1 pseudogene is annotated in these 272 nt (G+C 48.9%); it reads left to right on the top strand.

The features are described 5' to 3' along the window. A pseudogene (locus tag B7708_RS00110) lies at positions 1-272 on the top strand (LPXTG cell wall anchor domain-containing protein); the annotation flags it as partial.

Consider the following 272-nt stretch of genomic DNA (forward strand, 5'->3'; position numbering starts at 1 on the left):
AGCTTGAGCAACAGCGTATCTGCTTCAATTAGTGCTAGCCAATCAGCAAGCACAAGCTTGAGCAACAGCGTGTCAGCTTCAATTAGTGCGAGCCAATCAGCAAGCACAAGCTTGAGCAATAGCGTGTCTGCTTCAATTAGTGCTAGCCAATCAGCAAGCACAAGCTTGAGCAACAGCGTATCAGCGTCAATCAGTGCAAGCCACTCAGCAAGCACAAGCTTGAGCAACAGCGTATCAGCGTCAATCAGTGCTAGCCAATCAGCAAGCACAAG

Source organism: Streptococcus oralis subsp. dentisani, assembly GCF_002096615.1.
Taxonomy (GTDB): Bacteria; Bacillota; Bacilli; order Lactobacillales; family Streptococcaceae; genus Streptococcus; species Streptococcus oralis_U.